The organism is Ancylobacter mangrovi, from assembly GCF_024752355.1.
Classification (GTDB): Bacteria; Pseudomonadota; Alphaproteobacteria; order Rhizobiales; family Xanthobacteraceae; genus Ancylobacter; species Ancylobacter mangrovi.
This window is the reverse complement of record NZ_JANTHZ010000002.1, coordinates 32,926-54,580: the sequence shown is the minus strand read 5'-3', so window position 1 is coordinate 54,580 and position 21,655 is coordinate 32,926. Positions and strand designations below refer to the sequence as shown.

The 21,655-nt window shown below is 65.4% G+C and carries 20 protein-coding genes; 7 read left to right on the top strand and 13 right to left on the bottom strand.

The window, feature by feature from the left end:
* Positions 1-17: 17 nt before the first annotated feature.
* The 12 genes from NVS89_RS05615 to NVS89_RS05560 all read right to left on the bottom strand — a co-directional run bounded on the left by NVS89_RS05615 (position 18) and on the right by NVS89_RS05560 (position 12,119).
* On the bottom strand, positions 18-752 hold the full coding sequence (locus NVS89_RS05615; RefSeq protein WP_258731586.1) for a TetR/AcrR family transcriptional regulator: 735 nt from the start codon (positions 750-752) through the stop codon (positions 18-20).
* Positions 749-1,975, bottom strand: coding sequence for an amidase (locus tag NVS89_RS05610; RefSeq protein WP_258731585.1), 1,227 nt, complete (start codon positions 1,973-1,975; stop codon positions 749-751). The genes NVS89_RS05615 and NVS89_RS05610 overlap by 4 nt, the downstream gene beginning before the upstream one ends.
* A 15-nt stretch (positions 1,976-1,990) precedes the next feature.
* Positions 1,991-3,217: an amidohydrolase family protein gene (locus tag NVS89_RS05605; RefSeq protein WP_258732347.1), complete on the bottom strand. Its 1,227-nt coding sequence runs from the start codon at positions 3,215-3,217 to the stop codon at positions 1,991-1,993.
* 23 nt (positions 3,218-3,240) lie between these two features.
* A complete protein-coding gene (locus tag NVS89_RS05600; RefSeq protein WP_258731584.1) occupies positions 3,241-4,590 on the bottom strand; it encodes an amidohydrolase family protein in 1,350 nt (449 codons plus the stop codon).
* Positions 4,591-5,073, bottom strand: coding sequence for a GAF domain-containing protein (locus NVS89_RS05595; protein WP_258731583.1), 483 nt, complete (start codon positions 5,071-5,073; stop codon positions 4,591-4,593).
* Positions 5,070-6,566 carry an amidohydrolase family protein gene (locus NVS89_RS05590; protein WP_258731582.1) on the bottom strand — a complete coding sequence of 499 codons (1,497 nt, stop codon included), beginning with the start codon at positions 6,564-6,566 and terminating at the stop codon, positions 5,070-5,072. Before NVS89_RS05590 ends, NVS89_RS05595 begins: the two co-directional genes overlap by 4 nt.
* Positions 6,563-7,639: an ABC transporter ATP-binding protein gene (locus NVS89_RS05585; protein ID WP_258731581.1), complete on the bottom strand. Its 1,077-nt coding sequence runs from the start codon at positions 7,637-7,639 to the stop codon at positions 6,563-6,565. Before NVS89_RS05585 ends, NVS89_RS05590 begins: the two co-directional genes overlap by 4 nt.
* 2 nt (positions 7,640-7,641) lie before the next feature.
* The gene (locus NVS89_RS05580) at positions 7,642-8,466 is read right to left on the bottom strand and encodes an ABC transporter permease (protein WP_258731580.1); all 825 of its coding nucleotides are present in this window, start codon (positions 8,464-8,466) and stop codon (positions 7,642-7,644) included.
* Positions 8,463-9,401, bottom strand: a complete 939-nt coding sequence (locus NVS89_RS05575; RefSeq protein ID WP_258731579.1) for an ABC transporter permease — start codon at positions 9,399-9,401, stop codon at positions 8,463-8,465. The genes NVS89_RS05580 and NVS89_RS05575 overlap by 4 nt, the downstream gene beginning before the upstream one ends.
* The gene (locus tag NVS89_RS05570; protein ID WP_258731578.1) at positions 9,350-10,444 is read right to left on the bottom strand and encodes an extracellular solute-binding protein; all 1,095 of its coding nucleotides are present in this window, start codon (positions 10,442-10,444) and stop codon (positions 9,350-9,352) included. Before NVS89_RS05570 ends, NVS89_RS05575 begins: the two co-directional genes overlap by 52 nt.
* Before the next feature lie 221 nt (positions 10,445-10,665).
* A complete protein-coding gene (locus tag NVS89_RS05565; protein WP_258731577.1) occupies positions 10,666-11,340 on the bottom strand; it encodes a GntR family transcriptional regulator in 675 nt (224 codons plus the stop codon).
* Positions 11,341-11,345: 5 nt separating this feature from the next.
* The gene (locus tag NVS89_RS05560; protein WP_258731576.1) at positions 11,346-12,119 is read right to left on the bottom strand and encodes a maleate cis-trans isomerase family protein; all 774 of its coding nucleotides are present in this window, start codon (positions 12,117-12,119) and stop codon (positions 11,346-11,348) included.
* A 294-nt stretch (positions 12,120-12,413) separates the two neighbouring features.
* Between NVS89_RS05560 and NVS89_RS05555 the strand changes: the two genes are divergently transcribed.
* From NVS89_RS05555 to NVS89_RS05525, 7 genes are read left to right on the top strand one after another with little or no spacing between them, the layout of a single operon-like run.
* Positions 12,414-14,012: an ABC transporter substrate-binding protein gene (locus tag NVS89_RS05555; RefSeq protein WP_258731575.1), complete on the top strand. Its 1,599-nt coding sequence runs from the start codon at positions 12,414-12,416 to the stop codon at positions 14,010-14,012.
* A gap of 21 nt (positions 14,013-14,033) precedes the next feature.
* On the top strand, positions 14,034-15,017 hold the full coding sequence (locus tag NVS89_RS05550) for an ABC transporter permease (RefSeq protein ID WP_258731574.1): 984 nt from the start codon (positions 14,034-14,036) through the stop codon (positions 15,015-15,017).
* Positions 15,014-15,946: an ABC transporter permease gene (locus NVS89_RS05545; protein ID WP_258731573.1), complete on the top strand. Its 933-nt coding sequence runs from the start codon at positions 15,014-15,016 to the stop codon at positions 15,944-15,946. The genes NVS89_RS05550 and NVS89_RS05545 overlap by 4 nt, the downstream gene beginning before the upstream one ends.
* A complete protein-coding gene (locus NVS89_RS05540; RefSeq protein ID WP_258731572.1) occupies positions 15,943-16,926 on the top strand; it encodes an ABC transporter ATP-binding protein in 984 nt (327 codons plus the stop codon). Before NVS89_RS05545 ends, NVS89_RS05540 begins: the two co-directional genes overlap by 4 nt.
* Complete coding sequence (locus NVS89_RS05535) at positions 16,923-17,978, top strand: ABC transporter ATP-binding protein (RefSeq protein WP_374114528.1); 1,056 nt, start codon at positions 16,923-16,925, stop codon at positions 17,976-17,978. The genes NVS89_RS05540 and NVS89_RS05535 overlap by 4 nt, the downstream gene beginning before the upstream one ends.
* On the top strand, positions 17,975-19,474 hold the full coding sequence (locus tag NVS89_RS05530) for an amidohydrolase family protein (protein WP_258731571.1): 1,500 nt from the start codon (positions 17,975-17,977) through the stop codon (positions 19,472-19,474). Before NVS89_RS05535 ends, NVS89_RS05530 begins: the two co-directional genes overlap by 4 nt.
* Positions 19,475-19,498: 24 nt before the next feature.
* Positions 19,499-20,089, top strand: coding sequence for a GAF domain-containing protein (locus tag NVS89_RS05525; protein WP_258731570.1), 591 nt, complete (start codon positions 19,499-19,501; stop codon positions 20,087-20,089).
* A 168-nt stretch (positions 20,090-20,257) separates the two neighbouring features.
* Here the strand turns inward: NVS89_RS05525 and hydA are convergent, their stop codons facing one another.
* On the bottom strand, positions 20,258-21,655 hold the full coding sequence (gene hydA, locus NVS89_RS05520) for a dihydropyrimidinase (RefSeq protein ID WP_258731569.1): 1,398 nt from the start codon (positions 21,653-21,655) through the stop codon (positions 20,258-20,260).

Below are 21,655 nucleotides of genomic sequence, written 5' to 3'. Positions count from 1 at the left end.
TCAGCTAGCGCAGAGCATCACTTGGCTTTGACGTTGGCCACGTAGCTCGTCACGACGTCCACGACGACGAGGCGGCGCTTCGCAAGCCATTCCGGTTCCGAGAAGTCGTGCTGGAACATGCTGCTCAACGTGTAGCGGTTCGACACGTGGATGAAGCACAGGCCGAGGATCGACACGTAAAGGTTCTCGGCGTCGATGTTCTTGCGGAACACGTTTGCCTTCTGGCCGGATTTCAGAATGGTTCGCAGTGAATCCAGCAATGGGCGCGTCATATGGGGAATGGTCGCGGATTGCTGCACCATGCGGCCCATCATCAGGTTTTCGTTCATGATCAGCCGCACGAAATAAGAGTCGGTGCTGAGAAAGTCGAAGGTGAGCTCGACCAACGCTTTCAGCGCCTGTCGCGGATTGGCATCGGCGACATCGAGCGTCTTCTCACGGTCGCGGATGATCTTGTAGGATGCCTCGAGAGCCGCGAGGTAGAGATCGTCCTTGTTGCTGAAATAGTGGTAGATCATGCTGACGTTGACGTCGGCCGCGGCGGAAATGCGGTCGATGCGGCCCCCGCTGAAGCCGTGCTCGGCGAATTCCGCCATTGCCACTTCAAGAATGCGCTGGCGGGTAACGGCGGCATTGCGTTTAGCCGGCGAACGTCTACGCGGGCGCGTCTCCGCCGAAACGGTGTCGGATGGCTCCGGGGACGACGAATCTTCCTGGCGATCTTCGGCAGGCTTTGGCGTGGCGGTCGTCATCCGTTCTCCGGTTGAAATGGCGCATCGGAAAAGCACTGCGCGGCCAGAGTGAGCAGGTCCATATCCTTGCCGCGTCGTGCCATGATCGACAATCCCACGGGGGCGCCGTCCACGACGCCGATCGGAATGGTGACCTGCGGCAGTCCTCCGAGACCGGCGGGACACAGCAATTCCATGGCCTGGCGTCGATAATCGTTCTCCACCTGGGCCGTCGAACTGTCGCGCGGCGGTGCGGCGCCCGGCGTGGTGGGCAGGCAGACGAGGTCCTGCTCGCCGATCTTGGCCGACAGCTCGGACGCGATCGCGTCGGCGCGCTGGCGGGCGGAGGCGGCCTCGGTGCAATCCACGAGGGCGGCGGCAGCCAGACGCTGGCCGACACCATCGCCGAAGGTCGGGTGGATGCGCTCGATCCACGGCCCGAGAGACTGCCAGATTTCACTCGCCTGCAGGGTGCGGAAGACGTCGAGCCAGGTGCCCAGCCCCTCGGGACTCAGCGGCTGTGAGACGTGGTCGGGAAAGAGGTTCGAGAGGCGCTGAACGCCGGCATCGAGCACCGCACGAACGTGGGCGTCGCAGCGCTCGAACGCGTCCGTCGCGATGACCAGGCGGTTGAAACCTGAGGTCGACGTTTCGCCGAGAAGCACTTCGCCGACGCGCTTCAGCAGTGCCGGGTCGCGCGCGAACCAGCCGACCGTGTCGAAGCGCGGAGCAAAGCGACAGATGCCCGTGAGCGGAATGCGTCCGTGGGTTGGCCTTATCCCGAACAGGCCGCAATAGGCTGCCGGGACACGCACCGAGCCGCCGCAATCGGTGCCGAGAGCGAAGTCCACGATCTTTCCCGCCACGGCAACCGCCGAACCGCTGGAGGATCCGCCCGGCAGGCGATCGCGGGCGGCCGGGTTGACCGGCATCCTATAATGGAAGTTCTCGCCGGAAAGCGAATAGCAGAGTTCGTCGCTGAGCGTGCGACCGATGAGGTCCGCGCCGGCGTCGAGCAGCCGGATGACGGTCGCCGCCGTGGCATCGGCCGGCTCGTGGGAGGCGAGCCAGGCGGGGTGACCGAAACCCGTCCGGCTGCCCGCGACATCGAACACGTCCTTGATCGCGAAGGAAAGACCCGAGAGCGGGCCGGCGTCCGCTCCCGGCGCGCCGACATGGTTGTCGTGGCAGAAAGCCCCGAAACGTTCGGCCGGCGGATGATCACAGGTATTGGCAGGCGGCATTGGAAGGCACTCGTTTCAGTTCGGGAGATGCAGCGTCGCTGCCGGACGGGTCATGGTGCGTCGTCCGCGCTTGTAGGCGAACAGCACCGGGGCAAGTTCGGCCACGGCCGCTTCCCGGGTCTGGCAGTCGAGCACGACGAAGTCCGCCGACTTGCCGGGGGCTAGGCCATAGTCGCGGGCATTGATGAGGCGCGCGGAACGCTCGGTGATCATGTTGAAACACTCGCGAATGTCTTCGGTCGCGCCGATATGGCAGATGTTTGCGTTGAGGTTCGCCATGCGGATCAGGGAACAGTCACCGAAAGGCGTGAACGGGTTCAACACGTTGTTGGTCGAGAGCGAGCAATTCACGCCGTGGTGGACGAGCTTGTGGGCGTGGGTGACGCCACGCGGCTGGTTGCACTCGCAATCGCGTCCCATGAGGAAGAGATCGGTCGAGGGCAGGACGGTAAGCGCGACGCCGGCGTCGCGCATGCGTTGCGCCGCGGCGTCGAAGCGCGTGGCGCTTGCGGCGGAAAGCTTCGTGACGTGGCCGATGGCCGTGCGTCCGCCCCAACGGTAGCGGTCCGCCATGGCGCAGACATAGTCGAGATCGAGGTTCTCGGCCGTCGGGCCGAAGTCGAGATGCATGTCGATATCGGCGTCGAACTCGCGCGCCATCTCGAAGACCCGGTCGATCTGGCCGTGCGGGTCCGAATCCGTATAGGGCGCGGCGCCGACGACCCGCGCGCCCTTCTTCAGAGCCTCGACCATCAGCTCGTCCGTACCGGGATTGTTGAGCAGGCCTTCCTGCGGGAAGACGCAGATCTCGATGTCGATCGCCCAGCGATATTCCTCGATCAGCGGCAGCACACCCTCAAGGCCGCGCAGGCCGATACCGGGATCGACCTCGAGCTGGGTGCGCATATGGGTCGTGCCCTGCATCAGGCACTTTTCCAGCGTGCGCTTGCCGCGCTGGTAGACGTCTTCCGGGGTGAAGCCGGCCTTGGCCTTGGCGACCTCACCAATGGCTTCGGCGAGATCGCCTTTCTGCGACTGGCAACGGTCCAGAATGCAGGACTTGTCGAGATGGATATGGGTTTCGACGAAACCCGGCGCGACAAGACGACCGCCGACGTCCAGTTCCTCTCCCTCGGCGCTGAGGTTCGGCTCGATCACCGCGATGCGGCCCGCTGAAATTCCGATGTCGGTCAGATGCTCCGGGGCATCGGGAAGACGGGCGTTCCGTATGATCAGATCCATCGACAATGCTCCCTCGCGCCGGCTCAAGCCGCCGCCTGTTGCCAAATCGTCTCGGCGGCCCGCTGGGCCTGCCGGCAGATGCTTTCCTCATCGATGCCCACTGCGCGTCCGTCGCGCACACGGGCGATGCCGTCGATGAATACGTGCCGGACGTGGCTTCCCTGGCCGCAATGAACCAGATTTCCCAACGGGTCCAGCAGAGGTACGAAGCTCGGTCGATCAATGTCGACGAGCACGATATCGGCCTTCTTGCCCGGAACCAGCGACCCGATGTCCTCATCGAGCCGGAGGGCGCGGGCGCCGTTCAGTGTCGCCATCGCGAAGACGTCCTCGGGCTGCCAGTCGGGGGCCACGCCGCCGGCCTGCAGCCGGCCGATGCACAGCGCCCAGCGCATGGCCTCGATCATGTCGCCAAGCAGATTGTCGGTCGCGAGGGCGAGATTGGCACCGGCCTCCCTGAGGCGCCGGGTCGGGGCCATCATGCCACCGCCGGCATTGCCCTTGGGCACGTGTGCGACCGTGATGCCGGCTGCGCCGGCCCGGGCGATGTCGGTGTCGTTCATCATGATGCAGTGGGCGGCGATCAGCCGGTCGTCGAGAAGGCCGACATCGTCGAGCAGCTCCGTCGGCGTCATGCCATCCCGGCGGGCGATCAATTCGACCTCGAGCCGGCTCTGGGAGAGGTGGGTCGAAACCACCAGGCCGGTGGCGTCGCGCGCGGCGCGGATCTCGGTGAGAAAATCGCGTGAGCAGGTGTCCGGTGCGTGCGGGCCAAGGGCGACCGAGACGCGGCCGTCATGGCTGCCATGGAAACGTTCAGCCAGGGCCAGTGCGGCATCGAGCGATCGCCGGCCGATGTTCGGATCGTATTCCCACTGTCCCTGCTGCACGCGGGTGAAGTCCACATCGTGCAGCCGATCGCTCGCGCTTACCCGCAGGCCGAGATCCGCCATGGCAGGAAGCGTCTCCTCGACATGGACATACATGTCGTTGATGAGCGTCGTGCCGAATTTCAAGGATTCCAGCGCTCCGAGGCGGGCGAGTGCCACGGCATCCCCGGCAGCGATGGCGTGGCCCTGAGGCACGCCGGGCGTATAGGCCGGCGCGAAGCCCATGTCTTCGGCCACGCCGCGCATCAGCGAGAGCACCGAATGGGTGTGGATGTTGATCAGCCCGGGGATGGCCAGCAGCCCTCGCCCGTCCACGATCTCACGCGCCAGGGGAGGCGCGCCGTCGGCGGTGTCGACCAGGGCGAGGCGATCACCCCGCACGGCGATCCGTCCGCCATGGATCGGCGCGGCACCCGGCTCGCCCGTGATGACGAGCACATTCTCGATGAGAAGGTCGAAGGGCGCGGCGGGGGTGGAGTCCATTCAGATCTCCAGCGGCATGCCGGGAACAGCCAGCGCAGCGACGCGCGCCTCCTCCATCGCGGCGATAATGGCGGGCTCGAATTCGCGCGGGCCCTGGGCGAAATGTGCCGAGACCCAGCCGAAGAGGTAGTCGTCGCGACCGATCAGTGGCGCGACGATCTGCGAGCGGGTACCGAAGATCTGCACCAGCGCTTGAGGAGGGGCGAGAGAAGCGTCCGCGAAGACATCGCCCTGAACGAGTGTCCGACGGTTTTTCTCGATCCACCGCACGGTTCGCGCCCGGCGATGATCGACGGCGCTGTTGCCCATCATGCTTGGGGCCGAGGGGGCAAGCACCTCGGCGCAGGGCACGTTCACGCTGAGGCCAAGCGCGGGGTAATCCATGCGCACCGTACACCGCATGGCGCCCGTGAGCGCCATCAGCTGTGTCAGAAGGGGCGTGAGGGCGGCGTTCAGGCCGGCGACATCGGTCGTCGTGCTCATGAGGGGAGGCTCCCGGCGAGTTCGATGCGTCCCTGCGCGAGGCCGACGCAGAAATGGCTGACGAAGGGTTCGATGGCGGAAAGGGACGCCTTGCGCGGGGCGTTGGCGGCAAAGATCTCGCGTGCCCGCTCGTTCAGCCGCGCCCTGAGCGCCGGGTAGTCGATCGCGAGAAGGCGCCCGTCCTGCACCACGGTACGCCCACCGACCATGACGCGCGTGATGCTGCGACCTTCCTCGGCAAGGACCAGCTGATGGATCGCGTCGTTGAGCGGGGTGAAGTTCACCGTGCCAAGATCGAGGAAGACGAGATCGGCGGCGAGGCCCCGACGGATGTCGCCGGTCACGTCCTGCAGGCCGAGCGCCCGCGCGCTGCCGCAGGTCGCCATCTCGAAGATATCGCGCGGGGTCAGCCAATCCTCGGGATCGAATGAGGCGGTGCGCGGCAGGTAGCAGGCGAGGCGCATCACCTCGAACAGGTTCTGGTGATCCGAGCAACTGCACGCATCGCTGCCGAGCCCGACCCGAATCCCGGCGCTCACCATGGTCGGGACATCAGCGACGCCGCTGCCCAGCCGGAAATTGCTCGACGGGTTATGCGCGACCGAACAGCCGCGCTTCGCCAGGATCTCCAGATCGGCCGCATCGAGCCAGATGCCGTGGGCGGCGGTCACATCGGGGGCCAGAATGCCGAGCCGGTCGAGATGAGCCGTGAGGCTCATGCCGTAACGAGCCTGGCCGGCAAGGGCCTGGATCTTGGATTCCGCCAGATGCGTGTGCATCGGAGCGCCGTATCGATCGGCAAGAGCGCGGCATCCGGCCCAGAAGTCGTCGGAGCAGTGCAGCGGAATGGTGGGTGCAAGACCGGGGCGTACGCGCGTGCGGTCATGGGGCCATTCGGCGAGAATGCGTTGGCAGGCCTCGAGCGCAATATCGTGTCCGCCGAGGCGGATGGCGTCGACCTGAGCCTGCGCGTCTGCCGGCAAGGCCTCTCGCAGGCCGGGGATCGCCTGCCAGAAGGTCCGGTCCGCAAGCATCGGCGCGACGACGGCTCGCATGCCCGCGTCGAGATAGCCCGATGCGGTGGCGAACATGCCCTCGGGCGAAGGGCTGGGCAGTTCCAGCACCAGGTCGTAACAGGCCGTGCAGCCCTTCAGCAGCATCTCCGCCGCTGAAGCCTGTGCCAACAGATAGCGGTCCGCGAGGCTCTGCCCACCGCCGGTCCAGGGGCCGTTATGCAGGTGAAGCTCAAGCGTCCAGGAGCGCGATATGCCCTTGGCGATGGCGAGATGGCTGTGCGTATGGGCATTCACGAGGCCCGGCATAACCAGCCGATCCGACGCATCGAGACGTTCGGCGTCCTCCGGCATGGAGGCTCCCGGCGGCAGAACGGCAGCGATGCGCCCGTCCGCGACAAGGAGGTCGGCGGGGCGGACCTCGCCTTGCGAAGGAAAGGCGACGAGCCCGCCACGGATTGCCAGTGGGCGCGCCGTCATGCTTGCGGTCTCCTGCCGGGAAGGACGACACAGTCCGCCATCCGAAAGCCGAGCCTTACAGCCGTGCCCGGCTCGGGAAGGTGCCGGCCGACGTTCTTTTCGAGCGACTGGACGAGCGTTCCGTCCGCAAGGCGCGACCAGATGCGCAGATCCGCCCCCGTCAGGTCATGCCGCTCGACCACCGCGTCGAGCGCGGTGTCCGGGCGGGCGGCGGCGTCGAGAAGGGACAACCGTTCCGGGCGGATGCAGAGCGTGGCCGGTCCGTCGCCGAGGTCGCCCGACATGACCGGTATCTCGCCCAGCGCCGTCTTAACGACGCCAGCCTCGCCGCCGCGCCGGGACAGCATTCCGCCGATCCAGTTGGCATGACCGATGAAGTCGGCGGCGAACAGCGTGCGGGGTGTCTGGTAGAGCGCGTGCGGCGTATCGATCTGCTCGATCCGCCCCTTGTTCATCAGCACGATGCGGTCGGCGAGACCCATGGCTTCTTCCTGATCATGGGTGACGATGATCGAGGTGCAGCCGAACGTGCCCAGAATGGTCCGGATCTCGCGGCGCAGCTGGAGGCGCAGCTTGGCATCGAGATTCGACAACGGTTCGTCCAGCAGCATGATATCCGGACGCGTGACGAGCGCACGGGCGAGGGCGACGCGCTGCTGCTGGCCGCCGCTGAGGGCGCTTGGGCGCCGGCTCTCCATGCCGGGAAGCTGGACCTGCTCCAGCGCTTCCGCGACGCGTCGGCCGATTTCCGCGCGCTTCACGCCGCGGTTCTTCATGCCGAAGGCGATGTTCTGCGCAACGCTCATATGCGGGAAGAGGGCGTAGTCCTGGAAGACGAGGCCGACGTTCCGCTCATAGGGTTGGCGCAACTCCATATCGTCGCCGCCGATGAAGATTCGTCCCTCATCGGGCCATTCGAATCCCGCGATCATCCGCAGCGTGGTGGTCTTGCCGCAGCCGCTGGGACCGAGCAGGGCAAGGATCTCGCCGCGCTGGACCTCGAAGGAAACGTCGTCGACCGCTGCCGCGGAGCCGAAGCGCTTCGTGATGTTCTGCAGTTCGAGGACAGCCATGCTCAACGCCCGTAAACTCCACGCCCGACGATCGCGTCGAGCCCCGCAAGACGATCGAGCAGCACGATCAGGAGGACGGTCGCGACGACGAAGATGACCGACAGGGCTGCGATCGTCAGATCAAGATTGGCGCGCATCTGGGCGAGGATGGCCACCGGAAGCGTGTAAGTGAAGGCATCGGTGAGAAACAGGCTGACGCCCACATCGTCGAAGGAGGTGACGAAACCGAACGTCGCGCCGGCGAGGATGCCCGTGCGTGCCAGCGGCAGCGTCACCTGCACGAGAGCCTTCCACGGCTGCGCCCCGAGGCTCAGCGCCGCCTCGTAATAGCTCGCCCGGATGCCGACCAGAGAGGCGGCGGTGGTTCGCATGACATAGGGAAACGTGATCAGTACGTGCCCCATGATGAGCCGCGTCATGCCGTCGACGATGCCCAGCCGCGCGGCAAAGACGAGCATGCCGAAGCCGAGCACGACGTTCGGCACCACCAGCGGCGAAAGCAGCGCCGCTTGCAGCGCGGCCCGGCCCCGGAAGGTCGCCCGGCTCAACGCGATCGCCGCGAGCGTGCCCGCGAGCGTCGCGATCAGCGTCGCGACGGTGGCGACGATCAGGCTCGTTGCGAGGCCTGCGTGATAGTAGTCGTCGGCCAGGAAGCGCTCGTACCAGCGCAGCGAAAACTGGGTCGGGGGGAACGGCCCCATGAAGCCGCGCGCGTCGAAGGAGAGGACCAGCGCGACCAGCACGGGGATCACCGAAAAGGCGATGAACAGTGTGATCAGCGAGAGATACGCCGCCTCGAACAGCGCATCGGCGATCCGCTTGCTCACTTGCCCGCCTCCTGCCAGGTACTGCGCACCAGGTGCAGCAGCCCGTAGAACAGCCCCACCGAGATCACCATCATGGCGATGGAAAGGGCGGCGCCGCCGGGGAAGTTCGCGACCTCCGAGAACCGGGCGTAGATGAGGTTCGACACGAACAGGATGAAGCCCCGCCCCACCAGCATCGGAACCACCAGATTGCTGATGCAGAACGCGTAGGCAGTGATTCCGGCGGAGAGGATCCCCGGCAGGCACATCATCACCGTTACGAGGAAAAACGTCTTCCAGCGCGGCGCGCCGAGGGACATCGCCGCTTCCTCGAGACGCGGATTGATGTTCTGCAGCGTGCCGATGAGCGTGAGGGCGACGAGCGGCAGCGTCGTGTTCATGAGCCCGAGCACGACCATCAGCTCCGCCCCGTCGGGGCTGTTCGACGCGATGCCGAGCAGCCGGCTGAAGCCCGACAGCGGACCGAGCGGGCCGAAGGTCATCGAAATCGCGTAGACGCGAACGATGAGGCTGAGGAACAACGTCCCCACCAGTCCTCCGATAAGAAGGCGCCTCACCGGCGGGCTGGCCCGGCGAACGATGAAATGCGCCATCGGAAAGCCCAGCACCAGTGCAAGGCCGGAACTGATGAGGCCGACCCGAAACGTATCCAGGAAGTAGCGCACATATTCCGGCGCCGCGATCTCGGCATAGTTCGCGAGCGTGAGCGCACCGGCATCGTCGCCACCGATGCGCCCGCCGACATAGGGCTTCAGGCTCTCGTGAAGGAGGGCAAGGAGCGGCCCGAGCAGCAGCGGCGCCATGATGACGAGCGCCGGCCAGAGCATGGCCGCCGTCAGTCCTGGACGTTTCATCGCGCCGCTGCCCATCCTGGTGCCGCCGCTCAGCCGCGCCGGACCAGCGGAACGATCTCGCGCTCCCAGCGCGCGTTCCACTCGTTCATCACCGAACTGAGATAAGCGAAGTCGGCAAAATAGGCGTACTTCGCCAGCTCGTCGGGCTTGTAGTACCAGTCGACCAGCATGGGGTTGGTCTTGGCCGAGGGCTGCGTCGGGCCCGAGCCGAGGTTCATGTTGTAAAGCTCGTTCATCTTCGGTTCGGCGAAGAAGTTGGCGAACTCGAAGGCGGCCTTCTCCGGACACCCCTTCAGCACACAGAAGCCCTCATTGTAGAGGAAGCCCTTGTTGTCCGGCATGCGGTTCTTCAGCTTGACCGGGAAGTTCTTGGCGGTGGCGAACCATCCGCCATTGTTCCAGAAGCCGACGGAATACTGCCCCGTCGCCATGGCGTTGATGTACTCGGAATTGCTCGTGCAGATTTCGCCGATCTGCCCCTTGGAGGCCAGTTCCTTGACGAAATCCCAGCCGGGTTCGGCGTTCTTCTCGTCGCCGCCGCGCTGGATGGCGCAGCTCACGATGAACAGCCCGGTGAGGTTGATCGGGTAGGGCACGCAGAGCTTGCCCTTGAACTCGGGACGCAGCAGATCCTCGATGGAGTCGAAGCCGCCCGGAAGCAGGTCGTCCCGATAGCCCCAGAAGGCGCCGGCCGTCGAAAGCGGCACGGTCATCTTCTGACCCTTGTCGTTCTTCTGGATAAACTGGTCCGGGATGGTGGCGAGATTGGTGACGATGCTCTCGTCGATCGGCACCAGCCAGTCTTCCTTGATCAGGGTGCGGAAGACCGGGTCCCAGACCGAGAGGACATTGTACTGCGTGTTCGGCCACACGGCCTTGATCTTGGCGATCACCGCCGCCGAACCACCCGAATGCAACTCCCAGGCGATCTGCGTGTCATTGGTCTTGTTGAAGTCAGCCGCAATCTGCTTGGAGACCTCGATCCATTGCGCGCCCCATTGCACGACGAGCAGACGCTCGGCCGCACTGGCGGGTCGGATGAGGCCGCCAGCAAAGGGGCCGGCGGCGGCAAGGCCCGCGCCAGCCAGTGCGGCGCGATTGAAGGCACGGCGTGTGATCGACATGGCGGGTCTCCGGGGAAAGAGAAGCAGCGGAACGGAACCGACGAACCAATCAAGTATTTACTTAGTTTGAGAAGATTGAAGGCGGGGGTAAAGCCGTTTCATTGGCCAGTGCACGTCGGCCTAATTCGCTGAAAAACCGAGAAAAAATATGCGGCGGGTGCGGATTGGGCGTGCGCGCGACGCGAATGCCCAGAAATTCACCGGACGCATTCGGCCCCTCGTCAGGGAGCCAGATCCTCGCCGCGCAGGGTGCGCAGCACCGCCTCCCCGGTGAGGCGGTTGTGCTCGGCGAGGCGCTCGGCGAGATCGAGACGCGCGCGGGCACGAAACGCGACCATGATCGCCTCGTGCTCGTCGAAGGACTGGGCGACCCGGACGGGATTCTCGTTGACCACGAAACGAAGCCGCAGGACGCGCTTCTGCAGATTGTCGTAGGTCTGGACCAGCACCGGGTTGTGCGTGGCAGTAGCGAGCGCCCGGTGAAACTCCTGATTCAGCTCAGTATAGGACGTCGGATCGGGATGAGTGGCGAGTTCCCTGTGCACCTGCTCGATGCGGTCATGATCCTGCGGCGTCGCGCGCAGGGCAGCGAGCAGGCCGATCTGGTTCTCGATGGCGCCCTTCAGCTCGAACACATGGGCAACGTCGACCGGATCGATCGGGGCGACAATCGAGCCGCGATTGGGGCGAAGCTCGATGAAGCCCTCCGCCGCAAGGACCTTGAGTGCCTCGCGCAGCGGCGTCCGCGAAACACCGAAGCGCAGGCATAGCTGGGCCTCCGGGATACGGCTGCCGTCGCTCAACTCCCCGTTCAGAAGAACCGTCCTCAACTTGTTGACGGTCTGCTCGTGCAGCGAGACGGCTTCCGGTTCCTCGTCCTGACGAGCCAGCGACATGATGTTCACTCCGCGGGTAGGGCCATCTCGGAAGCGCGCGGAGTGGCGAACATCGAACCGAAGCGGACCAGAGGATCGGTCGCGACGTCGAGCGCCCTGAGGCACCCCCACAGGGTGGTGCTGACGGAATCATAGACCGGAATTCCGATTCGCCGCTCCATTTCGGCCCCGACCACGGCCCCGCGCATGTTGGTGCACACGATGGCGATCGCGTCCGGTTTGGCGGCTGCAACGTCCTCGCACATGGCCGCGATCTGCGCTTCGGAAATCTCAGCGAAGGAAAAATTGTCGGACAGGCCGCAATGGATGCCGGCAACAACCGACACGCCGATGGACGCGTAATTCGCGGCGATGCGCTCGCCGACATCGGGTGTGTAGGGGGTGACGAGCGCAAGTCGCTTCACGCTCCGCTCCTCGATCAGCCCGTTGAGGCCGAGAATGGCGCTGGTCGCCCGAATGCCGGTCCGTGCATGGAGGGCCTCGCAGAGGCGCTCATCCGTGTCGAATCCCAGCCAGCTCGCCGAGGTGCCATTCCAGGCGAGCACATCGACGCGGGCGTCGGCAAGCAACTCGGCTGCCGCGAGAATTGGCTCCTGACGGAACTGCTCCGATGCACCTTCGTCAAGGGCGATGCGGGTGACCCGGAAGCGACCGAAATGCGCCGTCACCTCGGGAAACATCGGCTCCAGCAGGAGCGAGGTGTAGGGCTCCAGCACCGTGTTGGACGACGGCGTCAGCATGCCGATCAGACGTCTTGAGAAGGGGCGATCATTTTGCATTCAAAAATACCCGACCTGATGGCAGTCGCCGTGCTTTGCGGGCACGTCCAACGCGACGGGGCCGTTCCGCTCCATATAGCTCTTGCCCTGTGGGACGGTTTTCGTCAATGCGGAAGAAATCCCACATCTGTGCGGTTTTGCTCAGATATGTAGCAAGCCATGGCGCGTGGCTCGGCAGCGGCCGGCATCTCATGAGGATGCGCTGCCTACTATTTGATATTTAAGTGAACACTTGATTGGAGCACACTCGGGTTCGAAAAATGAATTCAAAAATCCCTTCCAGGAGCACCTGCCATGCGATTTCCGGTTCTGCTGACCACCGCGTTGACGGCGCTGTTCGTCGCCGCCTCGCCTGCCATTCTGCCGGCGGCTGCGGCCGATGGCGGCAAGGAGTTCCGCTATGCCTACCGCGTCGATCCGGCGTCGCTGGATCCCCATGCGCTGGCTGAGACCTTCACGCTCTCCTGGCTTGGTCAGATCTACGAGCCTCTCGTCGGGCGCGGCAAGAATCTGGAACTTGTGCCCGCGCTCGCCACAAGCTGGGAGCAGCCGGAGCCCACGGTGTGGCGCTTTCACCTGCGCGAGGGCGTGAAGTTCGCCGACGGAACGCCGTTCACCGCCGATGACGTCATCTTCTCGCTGCAGCGGGTCAAGAAGGACGGCTCCGACATGGCCTACACCGTGGCCTCGGTGACCGACATGAAGAAGGTCGACGATCACACGGTCGATCTGATCATGGCCAAGCCCAATCCGATCCTGCCGGTGCAGATCACCTCGACCTACATCATGAGCAAGGACTGGGCGGAGAAGCACGAGGCGACCGCTCCCTCCAGCGTGAAGGCCAAGGTCGAGAACTTCGCCACCACCAACGCCAACGGCACCGGCCCGTTCATGATCGAGAGCCGGCAGGCCGGCGTGAAGACCGTGCTCGTGCCGAACCCGAACTGGTGGGGCGAGAAGGAGAGCAACGTCTCGAAGGTCGTCTTCACCCCCATCCAGTCGGATGCCACCCGCGTCGCGGCGCTTCTCTCGGGCGAGGTGGACATGGTCTACCCGGTGCCGCAGCAGGACGTGGCGCGCATTGAAAGCAACGAGGCGACCCAGGTGCTCAAGGGTTCCGAGCTGCGCACCATGATGCTCGCCATGGACCAGCACCGCGACGAGCTGCAGAACTCCGACGTCAAGGGCAAGAACCCGCTGAAGGACAAGCGCGTTCGCCAGGCGATCTATCAGGCGATCGACATGAACGCGATCAAGGACCGCATCATGGGCGGCACCTCGCACATCGCGGGTACCATGATCGCGCCGGGCATCAACGGCTACGATCCCAAGCTCGACACCCGCGCCGCGCCCTATGATCCCGAAGCGTCCAAGAAGCTGCTGGCCGAGGCCGGCTACCCCGACGGCTTCTCCTTCACCATGGACTGCTCGAACGACCGCTACGTGAATGACGAGCGCATCTGCCAGGCGATCGTCGGCATGCTCGCCCGTGTCGGCCTCAAGGTCACGCTGAACGCCCAGACCCGCACCAAGTTCTTCGAGAAGGTGCTGGCGCGCGACACGTCCTTCGCCATGATCGGCTGGCAGCCGCTGAGCTACGACGCGCACTCGACCCTGCAGGACACGATGAACACGCCGGAAGGCAAGGTCGGCACCTACAATATCGGCAACTATTCCAACCCGAAGGTCGATGCGCTCACTCAGAAGATCGAGGTCGAAGTCGACCCGGCAAAGCGCAACGCCATGATTTTCGAGGCGATGACCCTCGACAAGGAGGATTACGGCCACATCCCCGTGCACCAGGCGGGCATTGCCTGGGGCGTGCGCAAGGGCGTTCACGTGGTGCTGCGTTCCGACGACAGTCTTGAACTGAAGTGGGTCACCCTCGACTGAGGGTAGGCTGGAGGCCGCGACATGGGTTTCGTTCTTGGACGGCTCGGGCAGACGGTGCTCGTCCTGCTGGTCGCGGCCTTCGTCAGCTTCTCCCTGTTCCGTTATGTCGGCGACCCGGTGAACAACATGGTCGGGCAGACGGCGAGCCTTGCCGACCGTGAGGCGATGCGGGCGGCGCTCGGACTGGATGACCCCTTCGTCATCCAGTTCTTCCGTTTCGTGGGTCATGCGCTGCAGGGGGACTTCGGCATCTCCTACCGCTATGGCCAGCCGGTCTCGGCGCTGATCGCGGAGCGCTTTCCCGCCACCCTCGAACTGGCGCTCATCTCGATGCTGATCGCGACCGGCCTCGGTGTGCCGCTCGGGGTCTGGACCGCGCTGCATCGCGGGCACTGGCTGTCCCAGCTGCTGCTCGCAGCGTCGCTGATCGGTGTTGCCCTGCCGACCTTTCTCATCGGCATCGCGCTCATCCTGACCTTCTCGGTCTGGTTGGGATGGCTACCTTCCTTCGGGCGGGGGCAGGTCGTGTCATTCGGCTGGTGGAGCACGGGCCTCCTGAGCTGGAGCGGCATCCGGGCGCTGGTTCTGCCAAGCGTCACGCTCGGCGTTTTCCAGCTGGCGCTGATCATGCGGCTGGCGCGGGCGGAAATGCTGGAAGTCATGCGCGCCGACTTCATTCGGTTTGCCCGCGCGCGGGGGCTTCGACCGCGTGCGATCGAATATCGTCACGCATTGCGCAACACGCTGGTTCCCGTCGTCACGATGATCGGCCTGCAGTTCGGCAACGTCTTCGCCTTCTCCATCATCGTCGAGACGGTGTTTCAGTGGCCGGGACTTGGCCTGCTTGTCATACAGGCCATCCAGTTTGCGGACGTGCCGCTGCTGGCGGCCTATCTGGTGCTCATCGCGCTCTGTTTCGCGCTCATCAACCTCGCGGTGGATCTGCTCTACGTCGCGATCGACCCCCGGGTTAAGGCCGCCGGCCTGGTCGGGAGGGCGGCATGAGCCTGACCGGCGTGCGCCATACAGCCGCCGAATGGTGGCAGAGCGACATTGCCTACCGGTTCCGCCGCTCGCCGATCGCGATACTCGCGGCGTTGGTGGGGCTGGCCTTGCTCGCCGCAGCGTTGGGCGCCGACGCCCTCGCACCCTATGACGCCTTTGATCCCGCCGCGGCCAATGCCGCCGATGCGCGCCTGCCGCCGGGCTCCGAGGGACTGTTCGGCGACTATTATCTTCTGGGAACCGATCCCCAGGGCCGGGACATGCTTTCCGCCATGCTCTTCGGCCTCAGGACCTCGTTGCTCGTCGGCCTTGCGAGCGTCATGGCCGCGGGCGTGGCGGGCGTGCTTCTCGGTCTGGTGGCCGGCTATTTCGGCGGCATTCTCGATGCGATCATCATGCGCGCCGCCGATGTGCAGCTCAGCTTTCCGGCCATTCTGATCGCGCTGCTGATCGATGGCGTGACGCGCACCGTTCTGCCCGCGGAACTGCATCAGGAACTCGCGGTCCCGATCCTCGTCGCCGCGATCGCGGCATCCTTCTGGGTCCAGTATGCGCGAACGGTACGTGGCCTCGTGCTGGTGGAGCGTGGACGCGAATATGTGCTGGCGGCGCGCGTGACGGGCGTGAGCACGGCGCGGATCCTGCTCTCGCACATCCTGCCGAATACGATGGGTCCGGTGCTCGTCATCGCGACCATCAATCTGGCGCTGGCCATCCTGACGGAATCGACCCTGTCCTTCCTTGGCGTGGGGCTGCCGCCGACCCAGCCGTCATTGGGATCGCTGGTGCGCATCGGCAATGAATTCGTGTTCTCCGGCGACTGGTGGATCAGCGCGCTGCCGGGCCTGCTGCTCGTGATGCTGTCGCTGTCGGTCAACATCTTCGGCGACTGGCTGCGCGACGCGCTGAACCCGAAGCTTGCCACATGAGCGCACTCCTCAAGGTCGAAAGCCTGCGGGTCGAGATTGCCGCCCGCACCCGCATCCTGACCGCAATCGACGAGGTGTCGTTCGAGATTTCCGAGGGGGAGATCCTCGGCGTGGTCGGCGAATCCGGTGCCGGCAAATCCGTCACCGGTACGGCGGTGCTCGGATTGCTGGAGAAGCCCGCCTATCAGGCCGGCGGGCGTATTCTGTTTGGCGGGCAGCGTATCGACACGCTGGGCGAGGACGCCTTGCGCACCCTGCGGGGCAAGGAGATCGCGGCGGTCTTTCAGGATCCGCTGACCAGCCTCGATCCTCTGATGACCATCGGCGATCAACTCGTCGAAACCATCCAGACGCACCTGCCGCTGAAGGCGGGAGAGGCTCTGGAGCGTGCCGGACAGCTTCTGGCGGAAGTCGGCATCCCGGCCCCGCGCGAGCGGCTGCGGAGCTATCCGCACGAGCTGTCCGGCGGCATGCGCCAGCGCGTGGTGCTCGCGCTTGCCTTCTGCTGCGAGCCGAGGCTGATCATCGCCGATGAGCCGACCACGGCGCTTGACGTGTCCATTCAGGCGCAGATCCTCGACCTGCTGCGCCGTATGTGCCGCGAGCGCGGCACGGCGGTGATGCTGGTGACGCATGACATGGGCGTCATCGCCGAGGCGACCGACCGCGTCGCGGTCATGTATGCGGGGCGCATCGTGGAAATCGGCCCGACGGCGACGCTTCTTGTGGGAGCATCCCACCCCTATACGCGCGGGCTGATGGCCTCGATCCCCGACATGCGCCGGCGTGAGGTGGAACTGACGCAGATACCCGGCTCGATGCCTCGACCCGATGCCCCGGTCTCCGGCTGCGCCTTCCATCCGCGCTGCTCCATCGCCGAAGCGCGCTGCTCGGTGGAGCGCCCCGACGACGTCGTCATCGGGCCGTCGCGTGTCGCCTGCTGGTTCGCGGGGGACACGTCGCGGAGCGTGGCTCGATGAGCATGCAGGACACAATTCTGTCGGTGGACCGGCTGACGGTCCGCTTCGATGCCTCGCCGCCCCTGCTGCAACGCCTGTTGACGGGTGCCGGGCGCCGCGCGGTCCATGCGGTCGAGGAGGTCGATTTCGAGATCGGGCGCGGTTCGACCTTCGCGCTGGTCGGCGAATCCGGCTGCGGCAAGTCGACCATCGCGCGCACCATCGCCGGCATCCAGCCGCCGACGACCGGTGCGGTGTCGTTCATGGGCGTCGACATTTCCGGCTTTCGTACCCGTCATGCGGCGCTGCCGTATCGGCGCAATCTGCAGATGATCTTTCAGGACCCTTACGCCAGCCTCAATCCGCGCTGGAGGGTGGGGCGCATCGTTGCCGAGCCGATCCTCACCCACAAGCTGATGACGTCCGGCGCCGCATTGACGGAGCGTATCGCCGAGCTTCTGTCGGTCGTCGGGTTGTCGCCGGCGGATGCGCGGAAATTTCCCCACCAGTTCTCCGGGGGGCAGCGTCAGCGCATTTCCATCGCCCGCGCGCTGGCATCGAACCCCGCCTTCATCGTCTGTGACGAGCCGACCTCCGCGCTCGACGTTTCGGTGCAGGCCCAGATCCTCAACCTGATGAAGAAGCTGCAGAGGGAGCTCGGCCTCACCTATCTGCTGATCTCGCACAATCTCGCCGTGGTCGCGCACATGGCCGACCGGATGGGCGTGATGTATCTCGGCCGTCTTGTCGAGCAGGGAGACGCCGGCCAGATCCTCGAGAGGCCGCTTCATCCCTATACGCGGCTGCTTCTCGACACGGTGCCGGATCCACGCGCGCCGAACCGTTCCCGTGCCCGACTTTCGGGCGAGGTGCCGAGCCCGCTGGCGCCGCCGTCCGGCTGCGCTTTCCACCCTCGCTGTCCGCTGGCCAATGAGCGGTGCTCGCGCGAGCCCCCGCAGCCGATCCGCGTCGGCGCAGCGTGGGTGTCCTGTCACGCCGTCGAGGAAGGACGCCTGCCGTCCCCGACGCGGGAGAACGATCAACGGCCAGCACGAACCGGAGACGCCGCGTGAAGACGACCATCGTCAACTGCCATGCCCTGATGGGCGAGAATGCGACGCCCGCGCCGGAGCCCGTCGACATCGAGATCGATGGCCGGGTCATCTCCGAGATACGCCCGCACGGCGCGCGCGAGCCCGCCGGCACGGTGATCGACGGGCGGGACCTGCTCGTCGCCGCGGGGCTCATCAATGGCCATCATCACAGCCATGAGGGCTTTTACAAGGGGCGGAAGGACAATCTCCCGCTCGAGCTCTGGATGAACTATGTCCGCCCGTTGAAGCCGATCGAGCTCACGCCCCGCGACATCTATCTGCGCACCATGATCGGCGCGATCGAGGCGGTGCGCAGCGGCACGACGACCATATGCGACGACACCAACCAGAGCCCGCGTATCCGCCCGGACCATGTGGAGCAGGTCTTCCAGGCATATGAGGATATCGGCATCCGGGCCAATGTCGGCATCACCCTGTTCGATCGACCCTTCTTCCGCGCCGTCCCCTTCGTCGACGAGGAGTTTCCCAAGGAACTGCTGGCCGAGCTCGACGGCACCCGCATGTATAGCGGTGCCGAGCTGCTCGACTTCGTGAAGGGGCTGGCGCGCGAGCGGCATCCTTCGACGAACCGCGTCGCCTACATGGCCGCGCCGTCGGCGCCGCAGCGCTGCACCGAGGCCTTCCTGCTCGACGTGCGCCGAATGGCCGATGAGTTCGACCTGCCGCTGATGATCCACGTGCAGGAAACGCGCATGCAGGTGGTCACCGGCCAGCTGTTCTACGGGTCGACCATGATCGAATATCTCGATCGCATCGGCTTCATGAAGCCGAAGACGGCGTTCATTCACGGCATCTGGCTGAATCCGCGCGAGATCGAGATCCTCGCCCGGACCGGCGTTTCCATTCAGCACAACCCCCCTTCCAATCTGAAGGTCGGCTCCGGCCTCGCGCCGGTGCGGGCGCTGCTCAAGGCCGGCGTGAATGTGAGCATGGGCACGGATGGCTGCGGCTCGATCGAAGGCACCGACATGCAGAACGCGCTTTATCTCACCGCGCTTCTGCAGAAGCTGCGCGGCGATCACACCGAGTGGGTTGGCGCCGAGGAGGCGTTCTACGCCGCGACGATGGGCGGCGCCCGTGCGCTTGGCCGCGAAAAGGAGCTGGGCGCGGTGGAGGCCGGGCGTATCGCCGACGTCGTCGGCTATCGGCTGGACCGCATCCCATTCGCCCCTTTGAACAACGCGCTGAACCAGCTCGTCTATTCGGCGAGCCGAGCCGAGGTCGACCTCGTGATGGTCGACGGCGAGGTGATCGAGCAGGACGGCAAGCTGACGCGCATCGATGAGGCGGCCATCATCGAGGAAATCCGCGAAGCTCATCGACGCATCCAGCCGCAGCTAGCCGCGTCGGAAGCGGATGTGGAGCGCATTTCTCCCCATTACGAGCGCATTTACCGCCGCTGCCAGTGCATGGACATCGCGGCCGACACCTATCCCGCGCGCTTCAGTCACTGAACATTGGCACCTAAGAGATTTGCGATGACACGTTCTGCCGATTTCCACGCCCGCGCCCTCGATGTGCTTCACGATGCCAATGAGGCGGCGTGGCGCGAGACCGATCCCGAGGAGGGGGTGCGCCACTTCACCAATGCCACGCGCGGCCTGCTGGGTGATCCCGATGCGGTGAATCTGCCTGGCGCCCTGAAGCCGGGCGAAACCCAGTTCATCGTCTCGGCCTGCTTCTTCATTGCCCCGAGCCGCGACCACATGATCGTCTTTGCCGATAATTTCGGGCTTGGCCGCGCGCGCATCTCGGTGACGGACAGCCGGCCGGGTCATGCGGTGCAGACCAAACAGGCGGCCGTGGTGCGCAATACCGATGAGGACAAGATCTTTCGCCAGATCATCAAGTCCGGGCGCGTGGGGTGCTCGATCTATGTGCCGGTAATGTGGAATGGCGACGTGATCGGCATGTTCAACACGGCCTCGCAGGCCCGCTACATCTACGACGAGACCGATATGCGCGTGCAGAAGCTCTTCGCCGCCTGTGCCGCGGCTGTCTGGATGGGACGCGGCGGCCCGCAGCGTGTCGCCGAGGTGGCTGAAAGCCTCGGGCCATGGGCTGCCTGATGGCGCGGAGGCCGGGCAGGGATGAGTTGGTCACGGCCACGCTGAGCGCGGCAAGGGACGCTCGCCGGGCGATATCCTGCTGATTGCCGGCGTCGAGAGGTGTGCCGCCATGGCGCATCGCGACGACCGGCGCTCGTCTGCCGGGTTGAAGTGACGCCTTCGGGATGCTCAGGCGTAGGCGCTGATGGCGCGCGTCAGATGGGTTCCGTGGCCTTTCCGGCCGATCAGATCGCCATCGCGCACCATCGTCTTGCCGCGTACCAGCGTCGTCACCGGCCAGCCGGTGATCTCGATGCCTTCATAGGGGGTGTAGTCGCAGCCATCGGCGAGCATCGCATGGGTCAGCTTCTGCCGGCGGTCGGGGTCCCAGATGGCGATGTCCGCATCCGCGCCCACCGCGATCGTGCCCTTGCGTGGATAGAGGCCGTAGGTCTTGGCGTGGTTGGTGGCGGTGAGCGCGACGAAGCGATTGATGTCGATCCGCCCCTTCATCACTCCCTCCGAGAACAGGATGGGCAGCCGCGCCCCGACGCCCGGTATCCCGTTGGGTACCCAGCGGAAGCTGGTGCGGCCCCTGGGTGCGAGCTTGCCCTGAGGGTCGTCGTAGCGGAACGGACAGTGATCGGACGAGAATACCGAGAAGATTTCCTGCTCGATCCCTTCCCAGCATGCCTTCTGGCTCGCCGCGTCGCGGGGCGGGGGCGAGCATACGTATTTGGCGCCCTCCATGTTGAGGCCATCGAGGTCGTTCTCGGTCAGGACGAGATATTGCGGGCAGGTCTCGCCGAAGATCTTCAGACCGCGCCGGCGGGCGCGGCGGATCTCGTCCATTGCCTCGCGGTTGGAGACGTGGACCACCATCAGCGGTACGTCGGAAAGCTCGGCGAGCGAAATGGCGCGATAGGTCGCCTCGCGCTCGGCAATGACCGGACGCGAGGTGGCATGAAAGCGCGGAGCCGTGTGTCCGCCCGCCTCGAGCTGGTCGGTCAGGTAGCGGATGATGTCGTAGTTCTCGGCGTGGACCATGACCAGCGCGCGGGTCTCGCGCGCCACGGCCATGACCTCGAGCATCTGCCGATCCGTGAGCGCCAGTCCGTCATAGGTCATGAACACCTTGAAGGAGGTGTAGCCGTCGCGCACCAGCGCGGGCAGCTCCTGGCCGAGGACGGCGGGCGTCGGGTCGCAGATGATGAGGTGGAAGGAGACGTCCGTGTAGCATTCGCCGTCCGCCCTGGCGTGATAGGCGTTCACCGCCTCGCGCAGGGGCACGTCGCGCTCCTGCATGCAGAAGGGCAGGACGGTGGTGTTGCCGCCGATCACCGCGGAACGGGTGGCGCTCTCGAAATCGTCGGCCATCACGATCCCCTCGCCGGAAGGCTGGGAGATGTGGACATGGCTGTCGATGCCGCCCGGCAGCACCCATTTGCCGCTGGCGTCGATGATCTCGGCGGCGGTGCCGAGATCCGCACCGAGTGCGGCGATGCGCCCGTCCGTGATGCCGACATCGCAGAAGAAGGTGTCGGATGCGGTCGAGATCCGTCCACCCCGGATGATGGTGTCGAACAT

Excerpts from the sequence above, each read along its gene's own strand:
- NVS89_RS05615 (WP_258731586.1), bottom strand. The coding sequence starts at position 752 with ATGACGACCGCCACGCCAAAGCCTGCCGAAGATCGCCAGGAAGATTCG.
- NVS89_RS05610 (WP_258731585.1), bottom strand. The coding sequence starts at position 1,975 with ATGCCGCCTGCCAATACCTGTGATCATCCGCCGGCCGAACGTTTCGGG.
- NVS89_RS05605 (WP_258732347.1), bottom strand. The coding sequence starts at position 3,217 with ATGGATCTGATCATACGGAACGCCCGTCTTCCCGATGCCCCGGAGCAT.
- NVS89_RS05600 (WP_258731584.1), bottom strand. The coding sequence starts at position 4,590 with ATGGACTCCACCCCCGCCGCGCCCTTCGACCTTCTCATCGAGAATGTG.
- NVS89_RS05595 (WP_258731583.1), bottom strand. The coding sequence starts at position 5,073 with ATGAGCACGACGACCGATGTCGCCGGCCTGAACGCCGCCCTCACGCCC.
- NVS89_RS05590 (WP_258731582.1), bottom strand. The coding sequence starts at position 6,566 with ATGACGGCGCGCCCACTGGCAATCCGTGGCGGGCTCGTCGCCTTTCCT.
- NVS89_RS05585 (WP_258731581.1), bottom strand. The coding sequence starts at position 7,639 with ATGGCTGTCCTCGAACTGCAGAACATCACGAAGCGCTTCGGCTCCGCG.
- NVS89_RS05570 (WP_258731578.1), bottom strand. The coding sequence starts at position 10,444 with ATGTCGATCACACGCCGTGCCTTCAATCGCGCCGCACTGGCTGGCGCG.
- NVS89_RS05565 (WP_258731577.1), bottom strand. The coding sequence starts at position 11,340 with ATGTCGCTGGCTCGTCAGGACGAGGAACCGGAAGCCGTCTCGCTGCAC.
- NVS89_RS05560 (WP_258731576.1), bottom strand. The coding sequence starts at position 12,119 with ATGCAAAATGATCGCCCCTTCTCAAGACGTCTGATCGGCATGCTGACG.
- NVS89_RS05555 (WP_258731575.1), top strand. The coding sequence starts at position 12,414 with ATGCGATTTCCGGTTCTGCTGACCACCGCGTTGACGGCGCTGTTCGTC.
- NVS89_RS05550 (WP_258731574.1), top strand. The coding sequence starts at position 14,034 with ATGGGTTTCGTTCTTGGACGGCTCGGGCAGACGGTGCTCGTCCTGCTG.
- NVS89_RS05545 (WP_258731573.1), top strand. The coding sequence starts at position 15,014 with ATGAGCCTGACCGGCGTGCGCCATACAGCCGCCGAATGGTGGCAGAGC.
- NVS89_RS05540 (WP_258731572.1), top strand. The coding sequence starts at position 15,943 with ATGAGCGCACTCCTCAAGGTCGAAAGCCTGCGGGTCGAGATTGCCGCC.
- NVS89_RS05535 (WP_374114528.1), top strand. The coding sequence starts at position 16,923 with ATGAGCATGCAGGACACAATTCTGTCGGTGGACCGGCTGACGGTCCGC.
- NVS89_RS05525 (WP_258731570.1), top strand. The coding sequence starts at position 19,499 with ATGACACGTTCTGCCGATTTCCACGCCCGCGCCCTCGATGTGCTTCAC.
- hydA (WP_258731569.1), bottom strand. The coding sequence starts at position 21,655 with ATGTTCGACACCATCATCCGGGGTGGACGGATCTCGACCGCATCCGAC.